Raw genomic sequence first — 21,026 nt, 5'->3', positions numbered from 1 at the left:
CTTTCGAGGATCAAGCGGGCTGGTGCGCGTCACGAGCGCGCCGCGCGGCGGGCGAGGCCGCCGGCAGGGCAGCGATCAGCGACCGGGTGTAGGAATCTTGCGGCTGTGAGAAGACGCGGGCAGCGGGGCCGGTCTCGACGATCCGCCCGTGCCGCATCACCGCGATGCGGTGGCTGACGTGGCGCACGACGCCGAGATCGTGGGAGATGAACAGATAGGCCATACCGAACTCGGCCTGCAGGTCCTGCAGGAGGTTCAGGATCTGCGCCTGGACGGAGACGTCGAGCGCACTCACGGCTTCGTCGCAGACGATCACGTCCGGCGACAGGGCAAGCGCCCGGGCGATCACCGCCCGTTGCAACTGGCCGCCTGAAAGCTGGTGGGGGAACCTGGTGCCGAGGCCCGCGAGGCCGACGCGAGCCAGCATTGCCGCGACGATGTCGTCGCCGGCATCGAGGCCATGCGCCACCATCGGTCCGTGGATCTGCGTGGCGATCGACAGTCGCGGATCGAGGGCCTGCGACGGGTTCTGGAACACGACCTGGACATTGCGGCGCTGGCGGCGCCAGGCGGACGATCCGATGTCGGCATAGGGTGCGCCGCGAAAGGCGATGCTTCCGCCGCTCGGCGCCTCGATGCCGGCGGCGATGCGGCCGAGGGTCGACTTTCCGCTTCCGCTCTCGCCGACGATGCCGAGGGTCTCGCCGGCCTGAAGCTCGATGTCGACGCCGTCGACGGCCCGCAGCGGCTTGGTCTTGAGGAACCATGCGCCCTTGCGGCGATAGTGCCGGCTGACGCCGCGCAATTCGAGGGCCGCGATCGTCATCGCGCCCGTCCCGGAAAGTGGCAGGCGACCGTCTGGCGCGGCGCAAAGCCCTGCGGCAGCGGAAGCGTCTCGCAGCGCTCGGCAGCCTTCGGGCAGCGGGGACGGAATGCGCAGCCGCCCGGGCGCGCCGCCGGACGCGGCACGGTTCCCGTGATCGTCGCCAGCCGCCCGGCCGTCGCCGACAGCGCATGCAGGCGGCAATCCATCAGCCCGCGCGTATAGGGATGGCCCGGATTCTCGAATATCGCGTCGACGGGGCCGGTCTCGACGATGCGGCCGGAATACATGACGGCAACGCGGTCGGCGATTTCCGCCACGACGCTGAGGTCATGGGTGACGAAGATCATTGCCGTCCCAGTCTCCTGCTGTAGCGTCTTCATCAGCTTCAGGATCTGGGACTGGGTGGTGACGTCGAGCGCCGTCGTCGCCTCGTCGGCGATGATCAGCCGCGGCCGGCAGGCGAGGGCCATGGCGATCATCACCCGCTGGCACATGCCGCCGGAGAGCTGATGCGGATAGGCCGCGGCGCGGGCCGCCGGATCGGCGATCCCGACCCGATCCAGAAGTTCGACGGCACGGCGCATGGCCGCCCTCCGGCTGAGTTGCCCGTGGACGACCAACGCTTCGGCGACCTGGTGACCGACGCGCTGCACCGGGTTAAGCGAGGCGGTCGGGTCCTGAAAGATCATCGCCATCTCGCGGCCGCGGACCTGGCGCAGCTGCTTCTCGCCAAGCCCCGTCAGTTCCTGGCCTTGCAGGCGGACGCTGCCGGATCTGCGCCGAACCGGTTCAGCCAGAAGTCCCATGGCCGCAAGACAGGTCAGGCTCTTGCCGCAGCCGCTCTCGCCAACGAGGCAGAGCGTCTCGCCCGGCACGACCTGAAGCGAAACGTCGATGACGAGGTCGACGTCGCCGGTGCAGACGGAGAGGCCGTCGATCGACAGCACCGGCTCACGAACGAGTGCGCTGGCGAGCGGATCGCCAGCGCGGGGAGCCGAGGCGCCGGCAAAGCCGACGCCAGGTCTTTCAAGGACACCGACGGTCACGAGCCGTGCGCCTCGTCCTTCAGGTTATCGGGCCGCAGGTCCATGTAGTAGAAGGTGTAGGGCTGCCACTTCAGCGACTTGCGCACGCCGTAGGTCTCGAGCGGCTGGTAGAGGATCGTGCCCGGAGCTTCGTCCTCCCAGATGTCCATCAGCTTGACGGCCAGGGCGAAGCGCTTGTCGTGGTCGAGTGTCGTCTCGAGTTCGCGGCCGACCTTGTTGAATTCCTCGGGCGACCAAGTCTGCCAGGACTTCTGAGCCGAGCCGAACGGCCCCCAGGTGTTCCACAGACCGCCGACCGGATCGGGATAGCGGGTCGAGTTCGACCAGTTGCGCACCATCAGCTGGTCGTTCGGGATGGTGTCGATGTCCTCGCGCACCTCGAGTTTCACGTTGAGGCCGACCGCCTTCCACATTTCCAGCATCGCCTGTGCGGCCGGAAGCGCGTTCAGATAGTATTGCGGCTCGGTCGCATAGACGATTTCCTCGCCGTTGTAGCCGGCCTCCTGCAGCAGCTTCCGGGCCTTTTCCGGATTGTATTCGAAGCCCGGACGGTCGGCCTGATACATGTCGCCATATTCGGGATACTGGTGGCCGTTGGGAACGACGGCTTCGCCACCCCAGAGAGCGTCGACGAGCAGCTGGCGGTCGATCGCCAGATTCATCGCCTGGCGAACCCGTTTGTCCTTCAGGACCGCGTTGTCGGTATTGTAGACGAGCACGTGGGAGTTCGCGAGAACGACGCTGCGGGTCTCGATGTCGTCATAGCCGTCGATCTGGGGGATCTGGTCCGGCGCGACGTTGGTGATGATGTCGAACTCGCCGCTGACGAGGCCTGCGATGCGGGCCGCTGGTTCCGGGACCTTCTTGAAGGTCACGGTGCTTGCGGTCGGCTTGCCGCCCCAGTAGCCGTCGAAGGCCTTCAGCTTCACGTACTGATCGGCCCTGTAGTCGTCCAGCATGTACGGCCCGGTGCCCACCGGAAACTGGGCGAAGGCCTTGCCATTAGCCTTTTCCAGCCAGTCCTTCTTGTTCACGATCCAGGACGCCCAAGAGGCAAGCCGCTGTTCGAGCAGCGGATCCGGCTCCTTGGTAACGAAGCGCACGGTGTGGTCGTCGATCTTCTCGATATGATCCAGGACGCCGAAATAGGCGCGGCCCTGCGGCAGCGGTGAATCATCACCGATCAACCGTTCGGGCGAAAAGGTGAAGATCACGTCCTCGGCGGTGAAGTCGGCGCCGTTCTGGAACTTCACGCCTTCGCGCAGTTTGACTTCGAGCGTCTTGTCATCGAGCCGCTTCCAGTCCGTCGCCAGCGAAGGGACGAGCTTCGAACCGCCGCCGCCCTTTTCCGAAAGGAAGTCACGGCGGATCAGGGTGTCGAAGACGGAATAGGTGATCCGTGTGCCGACATTGGAGAGCTCCTTCGCGGGCTCCAGCGTCGGCGGGTTGTCGGCCACGGCGACGACGATGTCGGGCCTGTTGTCTGCATCGGCCGCTGCCGTGGGCGTAGCAGCGCCGAGCGCCAGCAGGCCGGCCGTCAGCAACGCCCTGAATGTGCACGAAATCATTTTGACCCCTCGTTTGTCTCGGAACGGGGGGACCGTTACCGACAGAACAATAAGCCAGGGTGACAGCTGGACGACGGTTCGATGAACGCCTCACAACATGCGGCCGCTCGTTATAAAACCTGAGGTAGATCAGGTTGGACTTGCCCCGGAAAAGCGGAGAGTTCTCAGTGAGGCATGAGGAACTCGATGGCAAAGCGACATCGACGATTTACGAAGGAACTCGAGAAGGAGGCCGTGCGTCTGGTCGAGACGAGCGGCCGGACACAGCACTAAAACGGGTCAAGTCCACCGTGACCTTGGCGCCGGTTGCCGTGATGGCTTCAGCCAGGCGAAACGCCGAAGGTTTCGCCTCGCCACTTGCCTTCACACGTCCACCCGTCGCCGCGATGCGCTCGATCTCTTCCCTGGACAGGCCGGCCTTCGCAAAGCGATCTCGAGCATCCTCGTCGAGGGAAGCATGCGGGCCGTTCCGAGAGAAGTGACGATAGGCCCACCCCATTGCTGTCTCTTCCAGGACTCCTGCGATGGTGTGAAGCTCCGTTCGTTCCGGGCGAAGTCGACAAGAAGGGAAAGTTAGCGGCGATGCTGCTCGAACGTCTTGCGGAAGAGCGATTGCAGCTGCTCCCGCGTGATCTCTGGAAGTTCGCTCATCAGCAACTCGGCAGCCATCCCGTTAAGGCAAGCCCCGAGATATCGCGCCTCCTGAGCCTCGCGGGTTCGAAGACTGAGCTTAACATGCGCCAGACCGATTCGCCCGGCGAGCGTATCTGGCAGGCGCTTGCGCCAGTAGTAGACGGCGCCGCGTCGTTCGAGACCTGTCGCGATCCCCATTTCACACTCCGTGTCACACGGTTGTGTCACAGGCGTGTGTCCCACCTGGCGGAATGGCTCCCAGCTGGAACAAATCGGTCACAATTTCAATGGTTTAGATGATTTTGGCTGGGGCGGCAGGATTCGAACCTGCGAATGGCGGCACCAAAAGCCGCTGCCTTACCGCTTGGCGACGCCCCAAAGCGCGTGGCGCTGTCGTCGTGCTATAGCGGCTGGCGATTGGCTATGCAACGCGCCGGTGACAGCGATTGACAGGGTGCTGTGTGCGTCCTGGCGCGGACGCAGTCGGCCCGCTCGGCGCGTCGGGACCGGCCGGTCGCTTGGAGACAGGTTGTCATCGGGACGCGCCGCGCGATGTTCTGCTGGAACCCAGATGACGCGAGGCCGGCATGGCGAAGAACCGCAGGACCAAGCTCGCCCTGCCGGCGGGCGCCGGAAAGAGCCGGGGGCTGGATCCCGACCGTCGGCGTTCGGGAGCGTCCGACCTTGTCTTTTTGCACACGGACCGCCTCGACCCCGTCTGCGATCCGATCTTCGAGGACGTCTCCTCGCTCGTCGCCGGCCGGTCGCTGTTCTGCACCTTTGACGAGACCTCGGCGGTGGAGCGCGTCATCCTCGCCCCCGAGACCCGCAGAGCCGGCGAGGGCTGCGATCTCGCCCTCGGCAGCGCCTTCGACCTGCCGACGGTCCGCGGGGCCGACCATGCCGAAGGGCTCGTCGTCACCGAGCTTCATGGCGAGCCGAAGCGTCGGGTCGCCTGTGATTTACCGCATCAGGACCGGGGCGATGCGGCAAACCAGCGCCTGACCATCGACGTGTTCGATCTCGGCGATCCGGGCCGCGCCGGCAAGCGCCGGGGGGAAAGGCTGAACCGGACGTGATGGATCTGGCGAGAGAATTCGATCCCGCCCATGGCGCCGCCGTCGCGGTCGAGCCGGGCATCCTGCGGGTGACGGCGAGCAATCTCTCGCCCTATACCTTCAAGGGCACCAACAGCTATGTCGTCGGCGATGCCGCACGCTGTTTGCTCATCGATCCCGGCCCGGACGATCCGGCCCATTTCGATGCGCTGGTCGGGGCCGTCGGCGGGCGGGCGGTCGATGCGGTTCTGCTCACCCACAGCCATCGCGACCACAGCGCGCTGGCGGCGAGGGCGGCCAAGGCCCTGTCCGCCCCGCTTCTGGGTGCCCCGCTTTCGCCGCCGCCCGACTCCGCGTCGCTCGTCCCGGGCAGCGAGCTCGACGAGGCGATCGACCGCGGCCTTGCCTTCGACCGGATACTGACGGACGGCGAGCGGCTGACGCTCGGCGGCATGCCGGTCGAGATTGTCGCGACGCCCGGTCATGCATCCGACCACCTCGCCTTCGCGCTCGGCGACACGGGGATCCTCCTGTCGGGGGACCACGTCATGGCCTGGTCCACGACCATCGTGGCGCCGCCGGACGGAGCGATGAGCGACTACATGGCCTCGCTCGACCGGCTCCTGCGCCGCTCCGACCGGCGCTATCTGCCCGGCCATGGAGGACCTGTCGAACGGCCGGCGGCGTTCGTGCGGGGTCTCGTCCAGCACAGGCGCATGCGCGAGGCGGCGATCCTGTCGCGTCTTGCGGCGGGCGACGAGACCATTCCGGAAATCGTCTCGGCGATCTACCGGGACATCGATCCCCGGCTGGCGGGTGCTGCCGGTCTGTCCGTCCTGGCGCATCTGGTCGCGCTGGTCGAAGCCGGCCGGGTCCTGTGCGAGGGGCCCGCGGCGATCGACGGGCGCTACCGGACCGTCTGACCCGTCCGCCCGCCTCGCTCCCGCAGATCGGCAACCGTCGCGGGCATTGACCGGCTCAGTCGGTGCTGCCCTTGCCGGTCATCGCGTCGTCGAGGTCGTTGAGGAAGCCCTGAATGAAGCGCTTGTTCTGGCCGAGATCGATGCCGGTCGACCGCGAAAGCGATCGCATGTCGACGAAGGTCTCCCCGGCATCCTGCACGATGCGGATGTCGATGTCGCTCGGCAGCGCGAAGAGGAGATCGCGGGCGACGGCGGTGATCCGGTACTGCTCGCTCTCCGGCCTGAGGAACGGCTGGTTGGAATCGGCCAGATCCACGTTGGAGCGCGGCGTTGGAACCGGAACCTCGATCGTTCCGCTGATGCCGAGGTCGCCATTTGCGCGGCGCTGGGCGGCGGCGGCGGGATCGCCGGCGACGACGTCCTTGATCGTCCAGCCCTTGTCGGACAGGACGGTCCTGGCCGCCTCGTAGACCGTCGGAGCGTCCGCGAGGTAGCGGCGTCCCGTCAGGAGGCTGGGCGTTCCCGGCACCGTCGAGATCAGCGAGAGCGGCTGCGCCTTGGCGGATTCGATCACGGCGGCGACGCTGTCGGGCGCCATTGCCTCGGTATAGGCGATGTTGGTCGGTGGGTTGGAGACCGCAAGGTATGCGGCGAAGCCGAAGGGCGCGAGCGCCAAGAGCGACATGCAGAACCCGCCGACGACCGCTGCCCCGCCCATGACGCCGCCGAACCAGACCCGCAGGAGGCCGTAGACCGCGATCAGGAAGGCCAGCGCGGCGAGTGCGACGCCGAGGAGCAGAATCGAGATCAGCGCCTGGGGCACGATCCCGCCGAGGCGGTAGACGAGGATGCCGATGCCGATCAGGATGAGCGAGAAGACCGCCAGGCTCCGCGAAAATCCGGCAAGCAGCAGACGCTTGCGAAGATAGTGGCCGGAGACCGGCAGCCGTCCGTAGACCGAGTTCATGAGACCAACGCCGTTTCGAGGACGCTGCAGCATAGACCAGCCGGGCGACGCAATGAAGCCGGGACTTTCTTGTGCTCGAACGGAACCATGCGGCCGAAGCCAGCGGCCGGCGCGGTCAGTCCTCGGCGGCCGTCGGCAGTTGATAGTCGCGGAACTGTTCGCGCAGCGTGATCTTCTGGATCTTGCCAGTCGCCGTATGGGGGATTTCGTCCACGAAGACGATGTCGTCGGGCATCCACCATTTGACGATCTTGTCCGACAGATAGGCGAGAATGTCTTCCTTGGCCGGCTGACAGCCCTCCTTGGCGACGATCACGAGGAGCGGCCGCTCGTCCCACTTGGGATGCTTCAGACCGATCACCGCCGCTTCCCCGACATCGGGATGGCCGACGGCCAGGTTTTCGAGCTCGATGGTCGAGATCCACTCGCCGCCGGACTTGATGACGTCCTTCGCGCGGTCGGTGATCTGCATGTAGCCATTGGCGTCCATATGGGCGACGTCGCCGGTGTCGAACCAGCCGTCGGCGTCGAACTGTTCGGCGCCCGCGCCCTTGTAATAGGCACGGGCGACGGCGGGTCCGCGGACCTTCAGCCGGCCGAAGGTCTTGCCGTCCCAGGGGCGATCGCGGTTCTCGTCGTCGGTGATCTTCATCTCGACGGCGAAGGGCGGGTGGCCCTGCTTGTCCTTCACGTCCAGGAGCGCCTCACCGGTCAGGCCGGCATATTCGGGCTTCAGCGTGCAGAGCGAACCGAGCGGGCTCATCTCGGTCATCCCCCAGGCGTGGATCACCTCGACGCCGTAGCGCTCCTCGAAGGTCTGGGTCACGATCCGCGGACAGGCCGATCCGCCGATGACCACCTTCTTCAGATCGGGAAGCTCCCCGCCCTCCTTTTCGAGATATTGCAGGAGCATCAGCCAGACGGTCGGCACCGCCGCGCTGAACGTGACCTTCTCCGTCGTCAGGATTTCGTAGACCGACGCCCCGTCCATCTTCGCGCCGGGCATGACGAGAGCCGCTCCGGCCATCGGGCAGGTGAAGGCGATGCCCCAGCCATTGGCATGGAACAGCGGCACGATCGGGAGGACACGGTCGCGGGCGGAAAGGCCCATGGCGTCCGGCTGCTGCGCGAGCATGGAGTGGAGCACGTTGGACCGGTGGGAATAGACGACGCCCTTCGGCATTCCGGTCGTGCCGGAAGTGTAGCACATGCCGGCGGCGGTGTTCTCGTCGAACGTCTTCCACGCGAAGTCGCCATCGGCCTCGCCGATCCACTCCTCGTAGGGGACGGCGTTGGCGATCGAGGTCTCCGGCATGTGTGCCGCATCCGTCAGCACGATGACGGTCTCGACGCTCGGCACCTTCGGCAGGATCGCCTCAACCAAAGGCAGGAAGGTGAGGTCGGTGAAGAGGAGCTTGTCCTCGGCGTCGTTCATGATCCAGGCGATCTGGTCCGGGAAGAGACGCGGATTGAGCGTGTGGTAGATCGCGCCGATGCCGACGATGCCGTACCAGCATTCGAAGTGGCGCCATGTGTTCCAGGCGAGGGTGGCGACGCGGTCGCCGAGGGCGATGCCGTTCCGCTCCAGCCGCTGGGAGACCTTCAGAGCGCGGGCGCGGATATCGCGATAATTGGTCCGGTGCATCGGACCCTCGACCGAGCGGCTGACGATCTCCCGCTCCGGATGGAAGGTCGCCGCGTGGTCTAGCACCTTCGTGCACAAGAGCGGCCATTCCTGCATCAGACCTTGCATCGCTATCCTCCCCGCGTGCCGGAGTTGTGTCTCCCGGCCTTTTTCTGCGGGCACAATGTCGACCGAAAGCCTCGGGGTTGTCCAGCGAGCACGGTCCGACTTCGCCTCAGTTCGGTCATTTCCTTGCGACTAAGTGCGTGGAAGTCAGACGGAAATTCATCAAGAGGAGTGCCGCCGATGCGGCCGCAAACTGAAGAACAAGTGATGGCCGCCGATGTCGGCGCAGAGGCGGTCGAGGCGGTCGAGTTCGAACTCGCGCTCGACATGCGGGATCTGTCCTCCGAAGGCTTCGAGGATTGCGTGAGGTCCGCGGCAGAGGTCGTGGGCGGCGAACTCCTGTTCGACATGCCGTCCGACGGGTCCTTCGAAGACGCTTCGCGGATCGCCGCCGTGCGGATCGCGGGCGGCGGCCGCGATCGCATCATCTTCGCCATCCTCAATGCCGAAGCCGACGCGATCCGCCTTGCCGACCGCTCGGAAGTCGGCGACCGCTTCTATGGTTTTGCCCGCGCCTTCGTCGGCGTCCTGTCGCGCATCCGCGACGACCTTCCGTTCGGCTCAATGGAGCCGGAAGGCAGCGCCTGACCGCATTTCCAAGAGGGGAAGGCGCGTTCTCGCCGCCCGATTGCGGCACCGACGCCGCGGCGGTACTGGGCGTTTCTACCAGCGCAGCAACCGGCTTCCGGCAATGGCGCCGGCGGCGACCAGGATGAGCGTCGCCAGCGGATACCAGAGCGCTACGAAGAGCGGCGAATCGTCGGTGCAATGCGCCGCGTAGAAGAAGGCGGCGACACCGCCCGCGGCAAGGCCCGCGACGGCACCTGCCCGGGCCGGCTGCGTCGGGGCTCGCCGTTTCAGCCCCCACATGAACAGAAGCAGCACGGGCGCGCCGATCGTCGGAATCGCGGTCAGGCAGATGCTGCTGTTCGACCCGATCATGCGGGTCATCCAGAGCGATGAGGGCACGGCGAGAAGTTCGGCCAGAACCGCCGCAAAGAGCAGGATCGCCGGGACCGCGAGAAGGGCGACCCGCGCTCCGAGGGAGGCCGCGGGCCTGCCCATGGCGATGGCGACCGAGATCGCGGCAAGAGCAAGAAGACCGGTTACCACGAACTTCGCGTCGAAGCGGATGCTGCCGAGCGATTCCAGGAAATCGGGCCGCGGTCCGAGGATGAGAAAGAAGACCGCCGCGGCGAGAACTGCGGCGATCAGGGACAAGAGCCACCAGGACGGCGGGCTGTCGGGCGCATGCCGCTCGGCATCGGCCACGAGAGTATCGATCAAGCCGTCGGTGTTCATGTCAATTCTGTCCGAACTTCTTGGCAAGCGCCGCAAGGCCGCGATGGAAGGCCACCCGCACGGCGCCCTCGCTCATGCCGAACCGCTCGGCGGTTTCACCGATCGACCGACCTTCGACCGATAGCGCCGAGACGACGGCGCGCTGCTTGCCGGCTAATGTGCCGAGTGCGCGGTTCACATCGTGGGCCGTGGCCGTCGGGACGGTAGAGGGGTCTTCCAGAAGGTCGGCGAAATCGGCGATGTCGACGTCGACGCGCTGGCCCCGGCGGCGGTAGGCATCGATCGTCTTGTAGCGCGCGATTGCGAACAGCCACGGCCCGACCGGTTCATCCGTTCGCCAAGTGTGCCGCTTGCGATGCACGGCCATCAATATCTCCTGCACAAGGTCCTCGACGTCGAAGGCGACGGCGTTTCTGGGAACGCGCCGGGCCACAAAGCGCCTCAAGACCGCCGACGCCTCAATCAGGAATTCGCGATAGGCCCGGTCGTCACCCGCGACGGCCGACGCGAGCAGCTCCTCCAGCGGCTGGCGCTTGGTCTTGAACGCAGGCTCCATAGCCATTCTTTCGCTCGCGGCCGGGAAATGTTTCCAACAATTCTTACAGCATCGAGAATGTGATCGACATCCCCGAAGCCGGCGTCCCGCCTGCGGAGGTCGCGCCCGCTGAGCAAACCTGGTTGTTCGGTGTGACTTACGATCCGGCCCGACGGTCACATGGACGTGAAACGGCGCATCTGCGTGTAACGCAAGGTCAGCCTCCAACGAACTAGGCGGAACAAGGCGACTGCGCGCCTTGCCCGAAAACCCGTCTCAAGGAGGACATCATGGATCGCCGTTCGCTCAATATCGCTCTCGCGGGCTCGCTTGCCGCCGCCCTTGCCGGCACCGCCATTCCGGCTCAGGCCGCCGATTCCAAAACGGTCAAGTGCTACGGTGTCGCGCTTGCCGGCCAGAACGACTGCGCGGCGGGGCCGGGCACGACCTGCGCTGGGACCTCGAGCGTCGACTATCAGGGCAATTCCTGGAAGGCGGTGCCGGCCGGCACCTGCGAGACGATGGAACTGCCGGACGGCCGCATGGGGTCGCTGGCACCGCTGGAGCGCGACCTGCCGAGCTGAACCAAAACGGCTGAAGGCGAGACCCGGCGCTCCTGCCGGGTCCCCAGCAGCGCGGAAGGGAGTGCCGCCATGGAACCCTGGAAGAATGTGAACGCGACCGGCGAAGCCTTTGCAAGGCCGCTGCCGGCAGAAGCCGGCCTCGGGCTGAAGCCCGAGCACTACCGCGAAATCCTGGAGACCCGGCCGGCCGTCGGCTTCTTCGAGGTGCATGCGGAGAATTACATGGGAGCGGGCGGCCCGCCGCACCGATATCTCACTGCGATCGCCGGGCATTATCCGCTCTCGCTGCACGGCGTCGGGCTCTCGATCGGCGGGGAGGACGATCTCGACCGCCAACATCTTGCCCGGCTCGGCCGTCTGATTGAACGCTACCGCCCCGCGAGCTTCTCGGAACATCTCGCCTGGTCGACGCATGAGGGATCCTATTTCAACGATCTCCTCCCGCTGCCCTACACCGAGGCGACGCTCGAGCGGGTCTGCCGGCATGTGTCCGAGACGCAGGAGGCGCTCGGAACGCGCATGCTTCTGGAGAATCCGTCGACCTATCTCGTCTTTTGCGAATCGACGATCGACGAGATCGACTTCCTCGACCGCATCGCGGCGCGCACCGGCTGCGGCCTGCTGCTCGACGTCAACAACGTCATGGTCTCGGCGGTCAATCACGGGCTCGATCCCTTCGCCTATACCGACCGCTTCCCGCTCGACCGGGTCGGTGAGATCCATCTTGCGGGCTTTGACGAAACTGTCGACGAGGCAGGCGACCGGTTGCTGATCGACGCCCATGGCTCCCCTGTGCGACCGGACGTCTTCGCGCTCTACCGCTACGCGCTCGCGCGCTGCGGCCCGGTCGCGACCCTCGTCGAATGGGACAATGACGTGCCGAGCTTCGAAGGCCTCATGTCCGAGGCGAGGCGGGTGGATGCGGCGCTAGCGGAGAGCGCCGCGGCCAGCCCTGCCTCCGGCCGACGAGCGGCGAGCCAAGCGGCATGAGCGCGGCGGAAGACGGCGCCTCGTTTTCGGAATCGGGGCAGGGCGGTTTTCTCGAAGCTCTTCGAGGCGGCGGCGACAGCATTCCGGATGGACTCGCGACACGGTCAGGTCGGCGCGATCGACTGCGCTTTGCGGTCTATCGCAACAATGTCCATGTCGGCCTCGTCGGCGCACTGGAAAAGCGCTTCCCGGTGACACGCCGTCTCGTCGGCGACGAATTCTTCCGTGGGATGGCGCGCGTCTTCGTGGTGGACTGCAAGCCGGAGACGCCTGTCCTGATCGACTATGGCGAGGGCTTCCCGGATTTCGTCGCGGCGTTTCCGCCGGCGGCATCGCTTCCCTATCTCGCCGATGTCGCGCGGCTGGAGAGTGCTCTGTCGCAGTCATATCATGCAGCCGACGCCATTCCCCTCAGCCTCGACGATCTCGCCCGGGTTCCGCCGGAAGAGCTCGCCGACCAGGTCCTTCATCTCCACCCCGCGACGCGCCTCGTATCGTCCGGCTTCCCCGTCGGCACGATCTGGTCGAACCATCAGCCGGACCCCGTCCGGCCGGTCGAGATCTGGCGCGGCGAGACCGTGGTCCTCACCCGGCCGCTGGCCGAGGTGAAGCTCACTGTCATCCCTGTCGAAGACGAGGCGTTCGTCTGTTCCGTTTTCGCTGGCAAGACGCTTGAGGCGGCCGCAGCTGCCGGCGCCGGGGGAGGGTTCGATTTCGGGCGGGCGCTCGTCGCGCTCGTTTCGCTCGGATGTTTCAGGGAGGGAAACGAGCAATGCGTGGGCTCTTGAGACAGGCGGATCGGACACTTTCGTCCATTCCGGCGTCGCTGCCGCTTCTCGTCCTGCGCATTGCGCTGGCGGTGCCGTTCTTCCGCTCGGGGCTGACCAAATGGGACGGCTTTCTCGAGCTGTCGATGGGCGCCCGGTTTCTCTTCGAGGAGGAATTCAAGCTCCATCTGATCGGCTTTGAACTGGCCTATCCGATGCCGATCCTCTTGGCGCATGTGGCCGGGACCGCCGAGATCCTGCTGCCGATCCTCCTGGTGCTCGGTCTCGGAACGCGGTTAGCCGCATTCGGAATCCTCGCCATGACGGCAGTGATCCAGCTCACCGTCCCGGACGGCTGGGCGAACTTCCATCTCCCCTGGGCTGCGATGGCGCTCGCCCTCGTCGTCTTCGGCGGCGGCCGCATTGCGTTCGACCGGCTGCTTTTCCGCGGCGAGGCCGAAGGAGGACACCGGCTCCGACCCTCCGAGTAGAGGCGAGCCGACGCCGGCAGCCTGAGCAGGGAAAAGGGGCCTCAGCCTCCTTGGATCAACGCCTTGGGCCGCCAGCCGGCAGCCTCGAGCCGAGCGCGCGAGGGAGTGGGGTCGGCGAGCATCACGGCGTGAAGGTCCGCGGTCGTATCCGCCTTGCCGCGGCCCAGCGCGGCCACAATCGAACCGTCCTTGATGTAGAAGGCCGTGTAGCTTCCGCCGGAAAGATCGCCCTCGATATGAACGTCGTCATGATCGGCGGCATGGCCGACATAGTGGATCGCGCCGTATTGCGCCGACCAGAAAAAGGGTACCCCGGAAAATGGCACCTGGCTTCCGAGCATGGCTCCCGCCGCGTGACGTCCATGCTGCTCGGCCACCCGCCAGTGCTCTATCCGCGTCGCATAATCGCGAGCGGGCAGCGGGAATTTCGCGACGTCGCCTCCGACGAAGAGGCCCGGGCTCGCTTCAAGCGTCGACGAAACCTCCACCGATGTTTCGTCCGCCGCAAGATCGCCGAAGATCTCGATGCGCGGCCGCGCACCGACCGCGAGGATTACGAGGTCCGCCCCGATCCCGTCGCCGCTCTTAAGCCGGATGCACACGGTGCGTCCGGCATCGGTCTCGAACTCTGCGATTTCGGCCTCGGTGATCAGCCTGACGCCCTTTTCGCGGTGCTGATCGGAAATCTGGCCGGCGACGGCCTCGCCGAAGCGTTTCGCGAAGGGTAGCTTCTCGCGCGCGATCACGGTGACGTTCCGGCCTTGCTGGACGAGGCCTGCGGCCGCTTCCATCGCGATAAAGCCCGCTCCCACGATGACGATGTCGCGCGCCGTCGCCGCCGCTGCCACGAGATCGGCGGCCTGCCAGTGCTGGCGCAGCGTCAGGACGTTCTCGCTGTCGGCCCCTGGAAGCGGCAGGTGCTTGGCGTCGCTGCCGGGCGCGGCGAAACAGACGTCATAGGACAGGTCCGGCGGGCCGCCGGCCGCAAAGCCGATGCTCCGCGCCGCCGCATCGATCCGCTCGACCTCGGCCGCGAGGAACTCGATCCCGAGCGCCTTGAGCGTGTCGAAGGAGGTGAGCGGAAGGTCGGCGTCTTCCTTCTTCCCCTGGAGATAGGTCTTCGACAGATCGGTCCGGTCGTAGGGCGGCTCGTCCTCCATCGAAATCAGGACGATCCGGCCATCGAAGCCCTGGCGCACCAGTTCCTGCGCGCAGGCAAGTCCCGCAGCCCCTGCGCCGACGATGGCAGCGACTTTCGAGCCGCCGATCCGCCGGGTGATGGGGTCGACTTCCGGCCGGTGCTGCCGGGGATGCTCCGGCAGGTCGACGAGGACCCGGCCGTCCTCCACCCAGACCGTAAAACGAGCAAGGCATCCTTGACCGGGGGGCTGGATATGATCGCCGGTGGTCAAGTCGAACTGCGCGTGGTGCCAGGGGCAGATCAGATGGTTGCCGACGCGGGTGCCGTTCTTGAGCGGAGCGCCCTTATGAGGACAGATGGCTCCGGTTGCAAAGACGGCGTCGCCGCTCCTGACAAATAGGATTCGCGTCTCGGTGACCTCGAATTCCCTAACTCCCGTCTCCGGAATATCGTCGAGCGCGCAAACGTCATGCCTCATGTCGGCCTCACCTCGATCTTCAGAAGGATGGACCGTTGGAACGGCTGGCCGGAAGTTTCGTTCCGCAACTGCCGGCACGCAAAGCCGGAGCGGCTGCAACTCTGCATGTGCAAGGCCGGCCGGCAAATGCCCTATATGCGCAGGATCTGCCGGCCGGTATCTCTCCCTGTCGCGGGACGTTCGGGCAGTCAGGCGACGGCGCCCTGGCTAACCAGAACCGGCGAACCCGGCGTGACGCGATCGTACAGATCGACGATATCCTGGTTCATGAAGCGGATGCAGCCCGAGGACGCGTTCGTGCCGATGGTCCAGTATTCCGGCGAGCCGTGGAGGCGGTAGAGGGTATCGCGACCACCCTCATAGAGATATAGCGCGCGGGCTCCGAGCGGGTTGTTGATGCCCGGATCCATTCCATCGGCATATTTGGCGAGTTCCGGCTGACGGTCGATCATGTCGGCTGGCGGCGTCCAGGTCGGCCATTTCTTCTTGTATTGGACCTTCGCCCTGCCGCTCCAGGAAAAGCCTTCACGGCCAACGCCAACGCCATACCGCATCGCCCGGCCACCCGGCATGACGTAGTAGGCATATTTGTTGGCGGTATCGATGACGATCGTGCCCGGCGCTTCGCCCGTCGGGTCGGCGACTTCCTTGCGCAGATAGCCCTGGCGCACGCGACTGAGATCAATGGCGGGAATGACGTGGCCGTCGTCCACCATACGGCCGTACATCGCTTGGTAGTTCCTGTCGCCGCCGCCGCCCATCACCTCTTCGGCGAATGGCGTCAGGCCAACGGCCCTGGCGCGGGGCCCGGAGGTGCAACCCGCCACGGCCGACACGGCACCAAGGCCCAGGCCCAGAAGGAACTTTCGGCGCGATGCCTCGCGCCCTGCAAACTCCACCATCGTCCAGCCTCGTCTTTTTGGGTCCGGCCATCCGCCGAAACCACTGTTCTCATTGGCAGATGAACCCGTTTCGCCCGAGATGGTTCCCGCACAGGTGCGACGAGGGCGCAGCAGCGGAGGGCGGCGGGAAGCGTCGGCCGACCGGAGTGTGAAACGGCGACGACGTTGGCTCCGGGTGGCGTGGCTCGCGCCGGGCGCGTCAGCAGAGCTTCGGCAGGCTGCGCAAGTCCGGAAGGATCGCATCGGGCGCCCAGTCCGGATATTCGTCGGGCTCGCCGCTGCGGTTGATCCAGACCGTATGGAAGCCGAACCTGGCTGCCCCCGCGACGTCCCAGCGGTTCGAGGACTGGAAGGAGACCGCGTCCGGATAGAGGCGGAAGCTGGTGGTGATCATCTCGTAGACGGCCGGAGCGGTCTTGTACTGCCCGCAATCCTCGGCGGAGAAGATCGTGTCGAACAGGTCCTCGATCCCGGCCGCCCGCACCGCACGCGTGAGCATGTCTCGCGAACCGTTGGACAGGATCGCGAGCCGCGCATTCTTCTCCCGCAGCTGCCGAAGCGTCGCGGGTACCTCTTCGAAGGTGTCAAGGTCGCGGTAGGCCTCGAGCAGCGCCTCGCGCAGGGAGCGATCGGCGTCCGGCACCTTGCGGAAGGCGTAGTCGAGCGCGTCTTCCGTCAGCTCCCAGAAATTGCGGCTGGGATCACCCATCAGGCCGCGCACCCAGGAATATTCGAGCTGCTTGCGCCGCCAGATCTCCGCCAGCAGACGGCCCGCCTCGCCGAGGCCGCCCGCGTGCCGGGCGACGGCCGCGTTCGTGTCGAAGAGCGTGCCATAGGCGTCGAAGACATAGACGGAATGCAAGGCGGGCGTCCTCTTTCGGGCGGATGTCGGGACTGCAGGAACCGTCAAGATGGGGCAGGCGCGCCGCACCGCCATATGGCGCGGCGATTGAAAACTGCGGCGGGCGGCGTTACGCCAACTCCATGGTCGTCATTTGCGACCCGTCTTCATTCAGCCAAGACCCTCATCGTCGGTGCGCCGCGCGATCGGGCGAAAGGAGAAACCCCGGTGTCCCACGCGTCCCAAGCCTCGTCCTCCGAACTTCGCACCCGCACCTTCGTCGACGGCGACTGGCATGACGGCTCGCCCGCGCTGATCGGTCCGAAGAGCCACGCGATGTGGCTCGGCTCCACCGTCTTCGACGGCGCCAGGTGGTTCGACGGGGCGGCACCCGACCTCGACCTGCACTGCCGGCGGGTCAATCGCTCGGCCGAGGCCCTCGGCCTCAAGGCAACCATGCCGGCCGAGGAGATCGTGGCGCTCACCCGCGAGGGCCTCTCCGACTTTTCCGGCAAGGTCGCTGTCTATATCCGGCCGATGTACTGGGCCGAGGACGGCGGCTATATGGGTGTTCCCGCCGATCCGGACTCCACCCGCTTCTGCCTGTGCCTCTACGAGACGCCGATGATCGAGCCGGCCGGCTTCTCAGTCACCGTTTCGCCCTTCCGGCGGCCGACGCCGGAGACGATGCCGACGCTCGCCAAGGCCGGCTGCCTCTATCCCAACAACGCCCGTGCCATCCTGGAAGCGCGGTCTCGCGGCTTCGGCAACGCCCTCGTCCTCGACATGCTCGGCAATGTCGCGGAGACCGGGACGTCGAACATCTTCTTCGTGAAGGAAGGTGTCGTCTACACGCCCGTGCCGAACGGCTGCTTCCTGAACGGCATCACCCGCCAGCGTGTGATCGCCCTCCTCAGGGAGGCGGGGCGCGAGGTCGTGGAAAAGAGCCTGTCGGTCACCGAGTTCATGGATGCGGACGAGATCTTCTCGACCGGCAACCACTCCAAGGTGGTGCCGGTCAACCGCATCGAGGGGCGCGAACTGCAGCCTGGCCCGGTCTATCGTGAGGCGCGCGAGGCCTACATGGCTTTCGCCCGCTCCGCCGGTTGAGGCGACTTTCGCCCGGCGGATTTTCCGTCAGGCGAGGGCATCCGAGCGCTGGCGGATCGCTGCCTGCGCACTAGCTGTGCCGTCGGACAGCGGCGATTCCGACGGCGCGACGATGCGGCATCGACTGGCCGGTCCCCGGCCGCCAGTCCGGCGTCGCCGACGATAACCCCCGCAACGAAGGAGACGAACATGGCTTTCACTCTTCCCGAGCTTCCCTATGCCTACGATGCTCTGGGTCCCTACATGTCGAAGGAGACCCTGGAATACCATCACGACAAGCATCACCAGGCCTATGTGACCAAGGGCAACGAACTCGCCGAGAAGGCCGGCATGGCCGACCTGTCGCTCGAGGAGATCGTCAAGAAGTCCTACGGGACCGACCAGGCGCTGTTCAACAATGCCGGGCAGCACTACAACCACATCCACTTCTGGAAGTGGATGAAGCCGAACGGCGGCGGCAAGAGCCTGCCGGGCAAGCTCGCCGCGGCCTTCGATTCCGATCTCGGCGGCTTCGACAAGTTCAAGGCCGATTTCGAGGCGGCCGGCGCCGGCCAATTCGGCTCGGGCTGGGCCTGGGTCGCGGTCAAGGACGGCAAGCTGCAGATCATGAAGACGCCGAACGGCGAGAACCCGCTGGTCCACGGCGGCGTGCCGATCCTCGGCGTCGACGTGTGGGAGCATTCCTACTATATCGACTACCGCAACGCTCGGCCGAAATATCTCTCGGCCTTCGTCGACAGCCTGATCAACTGGGACTACGTCCTGGAGTGCTACGAGGCTGCGATGCGCTGACGCCACAAAGGGCGCCAGGACGTTTTCGTCAGAGCATGCGAGAGCCCCGCGGCCCGGCCGCGGGGCTTCGTCGTTACGGCATCCGCCAAGGGGCATCCTGTCCGGGCACTGTCTGCGCCACGCATTCGTGAGCACCCACGGCCTTCGATCGACATTGCGGATGGCGGCGATCTCGGATCAACTGCAGGTCCTGCCATGAATCCCTTCCAGGAGTTTTCGCATGCGCCTGTTTCGCCTCTCTGCCGCTGCAGCCGCGATCGCGATTTCCGCGACCGCTCTTTCGAGCCTGCCTGCCGGTGCCCAGAACGACAGTCCGATCGAACAGCGCCAAAAGCTGATGAAGGAGAACGGCAAGTCCGCCAAGGCCGCGGTTCAGATGATCAAGGGAGAGGCCGAATATTCGCCGGAAAAGGCGAAGGAGGTCTTCACCTCCATGCACGAGGTGGCGATGAAGTTCGGGGACTATTTCCCGCAAGACTCCAAGACCGGTCACAAGACCGAGGCCGCTCCCGCGATCTGGGACAAGCCTGAGGAGTTCAAGGCCGCGCTGGCGAAGTTCCAGGAGGACACGGCGGCTGCGATGGATTCCGCGCCGGCGGATCGCCAAGCCTTCCAGCAGGTCTTCGGCAAGGTGGCGCAGAACTGCAAGAGCTGCCACGAGGACTTCCGCGTCGAGAAGGACTGACGGTTTCGTACCGCCACTGCGCCGCAGCCTGCGGTCCGGTGGCGGTCCACCCTTTGTCCCGCCCCGTCTTGCCGTGCCGCGTCCACCGCACGAGTTGGAAGACATTGCCCCATGCTGAACAGCGTTCTCGCAGGCATCTTGGCCATCGTCCTGATCGGAGCCGGGGCCTTCGAGCTCCTGACCATTCCGCAGCGATTGCCGGCATCTCAGATTGCCGATGAAGGTGCGGGCGAGGCGTCGCGCGGGGAACGGATCTTCTGGGCGGGGGGATGCTCCTCCTGCCATGCGGCCAAGGACGCCAAGGGGGAGGAAAAGCTGAAGCTCGGCGGCGGTGCGCCGCTGAAGACAGAGTTCGGGACCTTCTACGCGCCGAACATCTCGCCCGATCCGGTCGACGGGATCGGAGGCTGGACGCTTGCCGACTTCGCCAACGCCCTGCAGCGCGGCGTGGACGACGAGGGCCGCCACCTCTATCCGGCCTTTCCCTATACGTCTTACGTCAAGCTGAAGCCAGGCGATGTCGCCGACCTCTGGGCCTTTCTGAAGACGCTGCCGAAGATAGAGGGCCAGGCGCCGCAAAACGATCTGCCGTTTCCCTTCAACATCCGGCGGGGCATCGGGCTCTGGAAGCTCGTCTTCATGGACGGTTCCGGGCCGGTGATCGATCTGCCGGCGGACGCGCCGAAGGCCGCCCATGACGGCCAGTACCTCGTCGAAGGGCCAGGCCATTGCGGCCAATGCCACACACCGCGCAGCTTCGGCGGCGCCGGCGCGCTGATGGCGTCGCAATGGCTGGCCGGAGCGCCCAATCCCGAAGGCAAGGGCAAGGTGCCGAACATCACGCCGTCGAAGGCCGGCATCGGCTCCTGGTCCGCAAAGGACATCGCATATTTTCTGGAGAGCGGCTTCACGCCGGACTTCGATTCGGTCGGCGGCTCGATGGTCGATGTCCAGGAAAACATGGCGCGGCTGCCGGCGGCAGATCGCGAGGCGATCGCCGTCTATCTGAAGGCGATCCCGGCGCGTGGTGGTCCGGCGGTCGGTACCGGCGAGGCGGCCGCCGCCACAAACTGATCTGCACGGCAAGCTGGTCGGCAGACCGGCACTGCAGGCCGAGCCTGCGAGTCGGCCAGCCGGCGGAGCGACCGCGCGATGCAAGGACGGAGATTTTCCCAGCGGCGCGATTCGTCGTAGGTCGGCGCGTGCAGCCTGGGCGAATCGATTCGAGCGGTCGGCGCGGCTTCAGCGCCGATTCCACGGGTTCGAATTGAGATCGCTGCTCGACATCGGACCGGCTTCCGGCCGGGATTTTGCGCTGTTTTTCGGGTGCTACGCTCCCACTTGCCGGCCCGAGGCGACGAACTCTTCCGTCTTCGATGACAAGCGCTTGACAGTCCCCGGCGATCTTCGTAGATGAGCGCCACACGAGCCGCAGCGATGAGCGAGCGGCCGAGCGCGGGTGTAGCTCAGTCGGTTAGAGTGCCGGCCTGTCACGCCGGAGGTCGCGGGTTCGAGCCCCGTCACTCGCGCCATTTTCTTCTTGACTTTGGCCTTTCGACTCGGTGGGGGCGGCGCGGAAAGTTCGACGCGGGTGCGGCCTAGGGCTTCATGCGCTCTCGTCGTGCGGCCCCGATATT

22 protein-coding genes and 2 tRNA genes are annotated in these 21,026 nt (G+C 65.9%); 12 read left to right on the top strand and 12 right to left on the bottom strand.

The features are described 5' to 3' along the window. Positions 1–10: 10 nt before the first annotated feature. The 5 genes from LH400_RS02040 to LH400_RS02020 all read right to left on the bottom strand — a co-directional run bounded on the left by LH400_RS02040 (position 11) and on the right by LH400_RS02020 (position 4,451). Positions 11–826: an ATP-binding cassette domain-containing protein gene (locus LH400_RS02040; RefSeq protein ID WP_229150973.1), complete on the bottom strand. Its 816-nt coding sequence runs from the start codon at positions 824–826 to the stop codon at positions 11–13. Continuing rightward, positions 823–1,872, bottom strand: a complete 1,050-nt coding sequence (locus LH400_RS02035) for an ABC transporter ATP-binding protein (protein ID WP_229150972.1) — start codon at positions 1,870–1,872, stop codon at positions 823–825. The genes LH400_RS02040 and LH400_RS02035 overlap by 4 nt, the downstream gene beginning before the upstream one ends. Then, positions 1,869–3,440 carry an ABC transporter substrate-binding protein gene (locus LH400_RS02030; protein ID WP_229150971.1) on the bottom strand — a complete coding sequence of 524 codons (1,572 nt, stop codon included), beginning with the start codon at positions 3,438–3,440 and terminating at the stop codon, positions 1,869–1,871. Before LH400_RS02030 ends, LH400_RS02035 begins: the two co-directional genes overlap by 4 nt. A 573-nt stretch (positions 3,441–4,013) precedes the next feature. After that, complete coding sequence (locus LH400_RS02025; RefSeq protein ID WP_229150970.1) at positions 4,014–4,271, bottom strand: DUF6538 domain-containing protein; 258 nt, start codon at positions 4,269–4,271, stop codon at positions 4,014–4,016. 105 nt (positions 4,272–4,376) lie between these two features. Beyond that, positions 4,377–4,451: transfer RNA gene (locus LH400_RS02020), tRNA-Gln, on the bottom strand. A gap of 209 nt (positions 4,452–4,660) precedes the next feature. On the opposite strand from LH400_RS02020, the gene LH400_RS02015 reads away from it, so the two are divergent. Next, on the top strand, positions 4,661–5,152 hold the full coding sequence (locus LH400_RS02015; protein WP_229150969.1) for a hypothetical protein: 492 nt from the start codon (positions 4,661–4,663) through the stop codon (positions 5,150–5,152). Further along, the gene (locus LH400_RS02010; RefSeq protein WP_229150968.1) at positions 5,152–6,054 is read left to right on the top strand and encodes an MBL fold metallo-hydrolase; all 903 of its coding nucleotides are present in this window, start codon (positions 5,152–5,154) and stop codon (positions 6,052–6,054) included. Before LH400_RS02015 ends, LH400_RS02010 begins: the two co-directional genes overlap by 1 nt. A gap of 55 nt (positions 6,055–6,109) precedes the next feature. Here LH400_RS02010 and LH400_RS02005 read toward each other — a convergent pair whose 3' ends face one another. Together LH400_RS02005 and LH400_RS02000 are read right to left on the bottom strand one after the other, a co-directional pair. Beyond that, positions 6,110–7,021: a DUF1499 domain-containing protein gene (locus LH400_RS02005; protein ID WP_229150967.1), complete on the bottom strand. Its 912-nt coding sequence runs from the start codon at positions 7,019–7,021 to the stop codon at positions 6,110–6,112. 115 nt (positions 7,022–7,136) lie between these two features. Then, complete coding sequence (locus tag LH400_RS02000) at positions 7,137–8,774, bottom strand: fatty-acid--CoA ligase (RefSeq protein WP_229150966.1); 1,638 nt, start codon at positions 8,772–8,774, stop codon at positions 7,137–7,139. Between the two features lie 204 nt (positions 8,775–8,978). Here LH400_RS02000 and LH400_RS01995 point away from each other — a divergent pair, with 204 nt between their 5' ends. Continuing rightward, positions 8,979–9,359: a hypothetical protein gene (locus tag LH400_RS01995; RefSeq protein ID WP_229150965.1), complete on the top strand. Its 381-nt coding sequence runs from the start codon at positions 8,979–8,981 to the stop codon at positions 9,357–9,359. A gap of 75 nt (positions 9,360–9,434) precedes the next feature. Here LH400_RS01995 and LH400_RS01990 read toward each other — a convergent pair whose 3' ends face one another. Together LH400_RS01990 and LH400_RS01985 are read right to left on the bottom strand one after the other, a co-directional pair. Beyond that, positions 9,435–10,073, bottom strand: a complete 639-nt coding sequence (locus LH400_RS01990; RefSeq protein ID WP_229150964.1) for an NrsF family protein — start codon at positions 10,071–10,073, stop codon at positions 9,435–9,437. A 1-nt stretch (position 10,074) separates the two neighbouring features. Continuing rightward, entirely contained in the window at positions 10,075–10,629 is a 555-nt protein-coding gene (locus LH400_RS01985) for a sigma-70 family RNA polymerase sigma factor (protein ID WP_229150963.1), read from the bottom strand. 269 nt (positions 10,630–10,898) lie between these two features. On the opposite strand from LH400_RS01985, the gene LH400_RS01980 reads away from it, so the two are divergent. The 4 genes from LH400_RS01980 (at position 10,899) to LH400_RS01965 (ending at position 13,440) form a co-directional block, all read left to right on the top strand. Then, positions 10,899–11,192 carry a BufA1 family periplasmic bufferin-type metallophore gene (locus LH400_RS01980; protein ID WP_229150962.1) on the top strand — a complete coding sequence of 98 codons (294 nt, stop codon included), beginning with the start codon at positions 10,899–10,901 and terminating at the stop codon, positions 11,190–11,192. A gap of 69 nt (positions 11,193–11,261) precedes the next feature. Further along, on the top strand, positions 11,262–12,182 hold the full coding sequence (gene bufB / locus LH400_RS01975) for an MNIO family bufferin maturase (protein ID WP_229150961.1): 921 nt from the start codon (positions 11,262–11,264) through the stop codon (positions 12,180–12,182). After that, positions 12,179–12,970 (top strand): HvfC/BufC N-terminal domain-containing protein, encoded by a 792-nt coding sequence (locus LH400_RS01970; RefSeq protein WP_229150960.1) that lies wholly within the window; start codon positions 12,179–12,181, stop codon positions 12,968–12,970. Before bufB ends, LH400_RS01970 begins: the two co-directional genes overlap by 4 nt. Further along, entirely contained in the window at positions 12,955–13,440 is a 486-nt protein-coding gene (locus LH400_RS01965; RefSeq protein ID WP_229150959.1) for a DoxX family protein, read from the top strand. Before LH400_RS01970 ends, LH400_RS01965 begins: the two co-directional genes overlap by 16 nt. 41 nt (positions 13,441–13,481) lie before the next feature. Here the strand turns inward: LH400_RS01965 and LH400_RS01960 are convergent, their stop codons facing one another. The 3 genes from LH400_RS01960 to LH400_RS01950 form a co-directional block, all read right to left on the bottom strand. Beyond that, positions 13,482–15,059 (bottom strand): FAD-dependent oxidoreductase, encoded by a 1,578-nt coding sequence (locus tag LH400_RS01960; protein WP_229150958.1) that lies wholly within the window; start codon positions 15,057–15,059, stop codon positions 13,482–13,484. Positions 15,060–15,247: 188 nt separating this feature from the next. Beyond that, complete coding sequence (locus LH400_RS01955) at positions 15,248–15,961, bottom strand: L,D-transpeptidase (RefSeq protein ID WP_229150957.1); 714 nt, start codon at positions 15,959–15,961, stop codon at positions 15,248–15,250. Positions 15,962–16,160: 199 nt separating this feature from the next. Further along, positions 16,161–16,823: a haloacid dehalogenase type II gene (locus LH400_RS01950; RefSeq protein WP_229150956.1), complete on the bottom strand. Its 663-nt coding sequence runs from the start codon at positions 16,821–16,823 to the stop codon at positions 16,161–16,163. 207 nt (positions 16,824–17,030) lie between these two features. Between LH400_RS01950 and LH400_RS01945 the strand changes: the two genes are divergently transcribed. The 5 genes from LH400_RS01945 (at position 17,031) to LH400_RS01925 (ending at position 20,921) form a co-directional block, all read left to right on the top strand. Next, entirely contained in the window at positions 17,031–17,912 is an 882-nt protein-coding gene (locus LH400_RS01945; RefSeq protein ID WP_229150955.1) for a branched-chain amino acid aminotransferase, read from the top strand. A 189-nt stretch (positions 17,913–18,101) separates the two neighbouring features. Then, positions 18,102–18,704: a superoxide dismutase gene (locus LH400_RS01940; RefSeq protein WP_229150954.1), complete on the top strand. Its 603-nt coding sequence runs from the start codon at positions 18,102–18,104 to the stop codon at positions 18,702–18,704. Positions 18,705–18,924: 220 nt separating this feature from the next. Continuing rightward, positions 18,925–19,389 carry a c-type cytochrome gene (locus LH400_RS01935; protein ID WP_229150953.1) on the top strand — a complete coding sequence of 155 codons (465 nt, stop codon included), beginning with the start codon at positions 18,925–18,927 and terminating at the stop codon, positions 19,387–19,389. Between the two features lie 111 nt (positions 19,390–19,500). Then, complete coding sequence (locus LH400_RS01930; RefSeq protein WP_229150952.1) at positions 19,501–20,463, top strand: cytochrome c; 963 nt, start codon at positions 19,501–19,503, stop codon at positions 20,461–20,463. A gap of 381 nt (positions 20,464–20,844) precedes the next feature. Then, positions 20,845–20,921: transfer RNA gene (locus LH400_RS01925), tRNA-Asp, on the top strand. The last annotated feature ends 105 nt before the right edge of the window (positions 20,922–21,026 follow it).

Source organism: Jiella soli (assembly GCF_020615385.1).
Classification (GTDB): Bacteria; Pseudomonadota; Alphaproteobacteria; order Rhizobiales; family Rhizobiaceae; genus VKMB-3413.
This window is presented reverse-complemented; position numbering and strand designations above follow the sequence as displayed.

What these genes read in the sequence shown, in the direction of transcription:
- LH400_RS02040 (WP_229150973.1), bottom strand. Translation starts at nt 826, where the DNA reads ATGACGATCGCGGCCCTCGAATTGCGCGGCGTCAGCCGGCACTATCGC.
- LH400_RS02030 (WP_229150971.1), bottom strand. Translation starts at nt 3,440, where the DNA reads ATGATTTCGTGCACATTCAGGGCGTTGCTGACGGCCGGCCTGCTGGCG.
- LH400_RS02025 (WP_229150970.1), bottom strand. Translation starts at nt 4,271, where the DNA reads ATGGGGATCGCGACAGGTCTCGAACGACGCGGCGCCGTCTACTACTGG.
- LH400_RS02015 (WP_229150969.1), top strand. Translation starts at nt 4,661, where the DNA reads ATGGCGAAGAACCGCAGGACCAAGCTCGCCCTGCCGGCGGGCGCCGGA.
- LH400_RS02010 (WP_229150968.1), top strand. Translation starts at nt 5,152, where the DNA reads ATGGATCTGGCGAGAGAATTCGATCCCGCCCATGGCGCCGCCGTCGCG.
- LH400_RS02005 (WP_229150967.1), bottom strand. Translation starts at nt 7,021, where the DNA reads ATGAACTCGGTCTACGGACGGCTGCCGGTCTCCGGCCACTATCTTCGC.
- LH400_RS02000 (WP_229150966.1), bottom strand. Translation starts at nt 8,774, where the DNA reads ATGCAAGGTCTGATGCAGGAATGGCCGCTCTTGTGCACGAAGGTGCTA.
- LH400_RS01995 (WP_229150965.1), top strand. Translation starts at nt 8,979, where the DNA reads ATGGCCGCCGATGTCGGCGCAGAGGCGGTCGAGGCGGTCGAGTTCGAA.
- LH400_RS01990 (WP_229150964.1), bottom strand. Translation starts at nt 10,073, where the DNA reads ATGAACACCGACGGCTTGATCGATACTCTCGTGGCCGATGCCGAGCGG.
- LH400_RS01985 (WP_229150963.1), bottom strand. Translation starts at nt 10,629, where the DNA reads ATGGAGCCTGCGTTCAAGACCAAGCGCCAGCCGCTGGAGGAGCTGCTC.
- LH400_RS01980 (WP_229150962.1), top strand. Translation starts at nt 10,899, where the DNA reads ATGGATCGCCGTTCGCTCAATATCGCTCTCGCGGGCTCGCTTGCCGCC.
- bufB (WP_229150961.1), top strand. Translation starts at nt 11,262, where the DNA reads ATGGAACCCTGGAAGAATGTGAACGCGACCGGCGAAGCCTTTGCAAGG.
- LH400_RS01970 (WP_229150960.1), top strand. Translation starts at nt 12,179, where the DNA reads ATGAGCGCGGCGGAAGACGGCGCCTCGTTTTCGGAATCGGGGCAGGGC.
- LH400_RS01965 (WP_229150959.1), top strand. Translation starts at nt 12,955, where the DNA reads ATGCGTGGGCTCTTGAGACAGGCGGATCGGACACTTTCGTCCATTCCG.
- LH400_RS01960 (WP_229150958.1), bottom strand. Translation starts at nt 15,059, where the DNA reads ATGAGGCATGACGTTTGCGCGCTCGACGATATTCCGGAGACGGGAGTT.
- LH400_RS01955 (WP_229150957.1), bottom strand. Translation starts at nt 15,961, where the DNA reads ATGGTGGAGTTTGCAGGGCGCGAGGCATCGCGCCGAAAGTTCCTTCTG.
- LH400_RS01940 (WP_229150954.1), top strand. Translation starts at nt 18,102, where the DNA reads ATGGCTTTCACTCTTCCCGAGCTTCCCTATGCCTACGATGCTCTGGGT.
- LH400_RS01935 (WP_229150953.1), top strand. Translation starts at nt 18,925, where the DNA reads ATGCGCCTGTTTCGCCTCTCTGCCGCTGCAGCCGCGATCGCGATTTCC.
- LH400_RS01930 (WP_229150952.1), top strand. Translation starts at nt 19,501, where the DNA reads ATGCTGAACAGCGTTCTCGCAGGCATCTTGGCCATCGTCCTGATCGGA.